This is a genomic window from Pirellulales bacterium (assembly GCA_035939775.1).
Lineage (GTDB): Bacteria > Planctomycetota > Planctomycetia > Pirellulales > DATAWG01 > DASZFO01.
Map to the genome: position 1 here is coordinate 1 of DASZFO010000156.1, position 4,680 is coordinate 4,680.

6 protein-coding genes are annotated in these 4,680 nt (G+C 61.1%); 3 read left to right on the top strand and 3 right to left on the bottom strand.

Going from position 1 to position 4,680, the window contains the following annotated elements:
- A partial coding sequence (locus VGY55_10130) for a tetratricopeptide repeat protein (protein HEV2970338.1) occupies positions 1–1,525 on the bottom strand: 1,525 nt, incomplete at its 3' end.
- A gap of 267 nt (positions 1,526–1,792) precedes the next feature.
- Between VGY55_10130 and VGY55_10135 the strand changes: the two genes are divergently transcribed.
- Together VGY55_10135 and VGY55_10140 are read left to right on the top strand one after the other, a co-directional pair.
- Positions 1,793–2,638, top strand: a complete 846-nt coding sequence (locus VGY55_10135; GenBank protein ID HEV2970339.1) for an MqnA/MqnD/SBP family protein — start codon at positions 1,793–1,795, stop codon at positions 2,636–2,638.
- A gap of 16 nt (positions 2,639–2,654) precedes the next feature.
- Positions 2,655–2,978, top strand: coding sequence for a hypothetical protein (locus VGY55_10140; protein ID HEV2970340.1), 324 nt, complete (start codon positions 2,655–2,657; stop codon positions 2,976–2,978).
- A gap of 27 nt (positions 2,979–3,005) precedes the next feature.
- Here the strand turns inward: VGY55_10140 and VGY55_10145 are convergent, their stop codons facing one another.
- Positions 3,006–3,599 carry a thioredoxin family protein gene (locus VGY55_10145; protein ID HEV2970341.1) on the bottom strand — a complete coding sequence of 198 codons (594 nt, stop codon included), beginning with the start codon at positions 3,597–3,599 and terminating at the stop codon, positions 3,006–3,008.
- A gap of 246 nt (positions 3,600–3,845) precedes the next feature.
- Here VGY55_10145 and VGY55_10150 point away from each other — a divergent pair, with 246 nt between their 5' ends.
- Positions 3,846–4,421, top strand: a complete 576-nt coding sequence (locus VGY55_10150; protein HEV2970342.1) for a hypothetical protein — start codon at positions 3,846–3,848, stop codon at positions 4,419–4,421.
- A 28-nt stretch (positions 4,422–4,449) separates the two neighbouring features.
- On the opposite strand, the gene VGY55_10155 is transcribed toward VGY55_10150, so the two are convergent.
- Positions 4,450–4,680, bottom strand: a 231-nt coding sequence (locus tag VGY55_10155) for a TatD family hydrolase (GenBank protein ID HEV2970343.1), incomplete at its 5' end; no start/stop codon positions are given.

A 4,680-nucleotide genomic window follows, 5' to 3' on the forward strand; every position in this document is an offset into this window, starting at 1 on the left:
TCACGTGCGGCCAACGGGCTTCGACCAATAGCAGCACCCCGCGCGGGTCTCGGCGAAGAATCTCGCCCGCCAGAAAGTCGAAATCGGGTTGAATCTTCCAGGGGTTTTGGGCGCAGACGTAAACCTGCTGGTCTGGCCGCAAACCGAAGCGATCTCGATTCGCTCGCGGCGCCGGCCAGGTCGGCCGCGGATAGTAGTTTGGAATGTGCTTCAGCCGAATCAACCGTTCGCTGTAGTGCGATTCGGCGTCGGCCGGTTCGAGCAGATCGCTCGAGATGAAATAGTCCATCGCCGCGATGCCGCTCGTGACCGGCCAGCCCCAACTCGTGCTTTGCACGGCAGCGAGACGAAAGAAGGGGAGAAAATAGCTCATCGAGTCGGTGCCCACTTCCCAGAAATAGGCCAGATCGAATCGCTCGGCTCGAACATTGTCGATCGTTTCCCTGAGCGTCGGCGACAGCGGTAAGTAGTCGATCGGCGAGTCGGCGACCGCGGCCTTGATCGGCGCGATCCCGCGCGGCGAGCAGACCACCGTGGTGCGGAACCGCTCCGGCGAAAGCCGCGCCAGCACTCCGGCCATGCCGCGCAGAAAAATGCCCTCGCTCCCTTTCGGGACGAAGAACGCCAGGCTCGGTTTCCCCGAACCCCTTTTCGGCGGTGTGGGCGGAAGAGAGTTCTCGAAGATTCGGGCCAGAGATTTTCGGATCGCCAGATCATCGCGGCCTTGGTAGGCAAGTTCAACCGGCGGCTGGCAGCCTGACGTCGCCAGTTCGTTGACGTCGAATTTCCGCCGTTCGTCGCCGTAGGCCGCCAGCCGCTCGGCGAGCGATTCCTGGTACTCGTCAATCTGGGCGTTGCTCTCCAAGACCGCTGGCCCGAGCAGATCGAGCCGCAGCCGCCAGAGCGCTTTGTCGGGCTGCAATCGGATTGCGGCGCCATAGTGCCTCTTGGCGTCCGCCAGGCGTCCGATCGACAAGAGCGCATGCCCCAGCCGATTGTGAAGCTCAATCGACTCGGGAAGAAACTCGAGCGCCCGCTCGAGCCCGGCGGCGGCGGCATCAAACTGCCGCAGCTTCATCCGAGCGGCGGCCAGATTGACGTGGGCTTCAAGGCAGTCGGGGGCAATTCGCAGCGCCCGCTCGTGGCAAGCGATCGCGGCCTCGAGCTGGCCGAGTTCCTGCAACAGGGCGCCGAGGTTTGTTTGAATTCGGTGATTGTCCGGAACGAGCGCGACGGCCTGCTCATAGTGCTGGCGTGCTTCGTCGAGCTGTCTTAAGCGCGCAAGCAGTGCAGCTAGCGCTTCGTGCGCCTCGACGCAATGCGGCTTGATTTCGACCGTCCGCTCGTAGCTTGCGATAGCCGCATGCCATTGGCCACGCCGCTCCAGCGCCTGCGCCAAGGCAAAGTGACCGGGGGCCCAATTTGGGCGCGATACAAGCACGCCTCGAACGGTTTTGACGTCGTCCGCCTCGGCCGATGGCGTCTCTTCGGCGGCAGTCGCGAGATTTGCGGCGATTTGGCTCATGGCGCCCGATTCGTCGCCGGTTATCGACCCGCTTGGAATTCGGTTCGTAGAGAAGAGCGCTGAGCGGCTGGCGGAATAAATCGTGTTCTCATTATCGGCCACGCAAACGCAAGAACTTTGGCGATTTTCGTCGTAACCCTCGTCACCGAGCGGTTTGACGGCTGCAACGCGCCGGGCCTATGATGTCCTTCGGCTGAAAATCAAATCGGGCGGCCCCCGACCAATCGTCGTTTCGTACTTTGCACTTCGTACATCGCACTTGCTCTCATGTTGATCCGCGTCGGCCATAGTCCCGATCCTGACGATGCGTTCATGTTCCATTCGCTGGCCAACGGGAAGATCGACACCGGCGCGTATGAATTCCGCCACGAGCTGGTCGATATCGAAACGCTCAACCGCCGGGCCTTTGCGGCCGAGTTGGAACTCACGGCCGTCAGCCTGCATGCCTACGCCTATTTGACCGACAGCTACCTGCTTTGCCCCTGCGGCGCTAGCATGGGGGACCGCTATGGGCCGATGGTTGTTGCGCCCCGCGATGTTTCGCTCGACGAGCTGCGCGGCCTGGCGATTGCGGTCCCAGGCACGCTCACCACGGCTTACCTCGCGCTGCGGCTCTGTCTCGGGCGTGACTTTCGTAACATTGTTGTGCCGTTCGATCAGATCATCGAAGCCGTGCTTGCCGGCCGTTGGCAAGATGAGCCGATCCGGGCTGGGCTCATCATTCACGAAGGGCAGTTGACTTATGCCGATCGCGGCTTGAAGTCGGTAGTTGACCTCGGCAAGTGGTGGCACGACGAGACCGGCCTGCCGCTGCCGCTCGGGGCGAACGCGATCCGCAAGAACCTCGGCCCGGACGTGATCCGCGACGTGAATCGGCTCCTCAAGGAGAGCATTCGCTACGGACTCGCGCACCGCGAGGAAGCACTGGAGTATGCGATGCGATTTGGCCGCGATTTGGATCGGCGGCGCGCCGATCAATTCGTGGGAATGTACGTGAACGATTGGACGCTCGATTTCGGCCCGCGAGGACGCGAAGCGGTGCGGCGGCTTTTGGCCGAGGGACATCGGGCGGGCGTGATCCCGAATCGCGTGGTGCCGGAATTCGTCGAGTAATTGCCGAGAGGGCCAGATGGAGCGCGACTCGCGACGCTTTCGAGACGAAGATCTCCGCCCCGAGCCGCCGCCGCCGGGGCCGAAGCCGGCCGCCTCGCTGTGGGGCATCTTCCTCGCCGGGATCGGAGCGCTCCTCATCGCCTGCGTGCTCGGATTCTTGATGATTCCGATCGCGGGGGTCGCCTTGGCGGCCGTCGTGCTCGTGTTCGTGCTGGTGGCGCTCGCCGCCTTTCACTATGTCGTCTGGGGGTGGTGGCTCAGCGGCGTGATCCGCGAAGACGTTGAGGCAGAAGAGCGCGCGGATGCCGAGGAAGAGCGACTCCGCCGGCATGGGCAGTGAGGTACCCGACACTTTTTTCGACATGCGTCATTTCGCGCCGATGTGGCCGAAGTAATCCGATTCGTTGCCTGCTTTCCACTTGATGTTGCAGCCGATGCTGGGCTTCTGATCGGCCGCAACCGGTTTGCCGGCCAGCACGGCGTCGAGCGCGGCTCGCAGGTCTTTGCCGGTGACCGGGATACCGGAATCCGGCCGGCTCGAATCCATCTGGCCGCGGTAAACGAGCTTTTGGTTCTTGTCGAACACGTAGAAATCGGGCGTACAGGCCGCCCGATAAGCCTTCGCCACCGATTGGTCTTCGTCGTAAAGATAGGGGAACGCGTAACCGCGATTCTCAGCCTCGTGGACCATCTGCTCTGGAGAATCGGCCGGATAATTCCGTGCGTCGTTCGAGTTGATCGCGACCACCGCCGCTCCCTTGCCCTGATACTCGCGGGCCAACTCGGCCAGCCCATCCGCGACGTGCTTCACGAACGGGCAATGATTGCAGATGAACGCGACCAGGAGCGCCGGAGCGCCCTTGAAATCGGCGAGCGATACGATCCGCCCATCCACATTCGGCAACGAAAAGTTAGGCGCCTGCGTGCCCAAGGTCAACATGGTGCTGGGGGTTCTAGCCATGATCTAATCTCCAAACGCTGAGAAAAACGAGATTTGGGAAAGAGCATCCACGAAATGGGCTTTCGGTAATTCGCAGTCAAGAACCCAGTCATTCTAGCGAATTACTGGCAGCGTTGGCAGCTCTTCAGTTATGTTGGAATCATCCAACGGCGACGCAACGACCGGGCATCAAGAATGACAACTGAAAGGCTTACACATCTCGTTCGGCGTCATAACGCAGTTCAGTCCTGCGCGGGAATCCTCGGATTGTGCGGTTCCGCGTTGCTGTGGTATGCCTCGTTCTGGGTGTTTCGCTTGACGGCGCTGATGTGGGTGAATGTGCTGCGGATGGTCGAAGTATTGCACCGCGGTTTTGACGGCTCGATCCTTACGTTCTATATTGCAATCGGCTGCACACTGGTTCTAGCCGTCGAGGGATTCCGACGCTCGCTGCCCGTATTCGATTTGATCGAGTTTCACGATTCGGCCTATTTTAGCCGACACACCTCCATCAATTCCGGGAGCGCAAGAGGGCTTTCCGATGCATTCGCGGAGGCTTGGTTGCTCTCGCAGTTTCTATTCTCGGCGCCGCGAGTTACCATCATTTCGGTCGCCGCATTACGGTCGGTAGTTTCCACGAACCGTGAAATCGTCGAGCAGGCAGCCTTTATCCTGACGAAACTCAAGGAAGATCGGCGCTGGACGGCACCGACGGATTTCGGTGAATGCGCTCAAGCGGTGAAACTGCTGCGTCGCCTGAACCTGATTTGGATAAAAAGCGACGGAGAAGAGTTCAGTATCCGCTGTCCTGCTGGAATGAGCGAAGCGGAAATCGAGGCGTGATCGGCTACTAGAGTTGTCAAAAGCGCCGTCATTCGATTCGAAACAGCCGTTTCGCATTGGCAGTGGTTTGGGCCGAGAAATCGTCGATCGTTTGTTCGCGGGCGGCGGCGAGGCAGGCGGCGGTGTGGACGACGTTCGCCGGTTCGTTGCGTTTGCCGCGCAGCGGCTCCGGGGCCAGATAGGGGCTGTCGGTCTCCACAAGGATGCGGTCGGCCGGAATCGTCGCGGCCACGGCGCGCAGGTCGGCCGACTTCTTGTA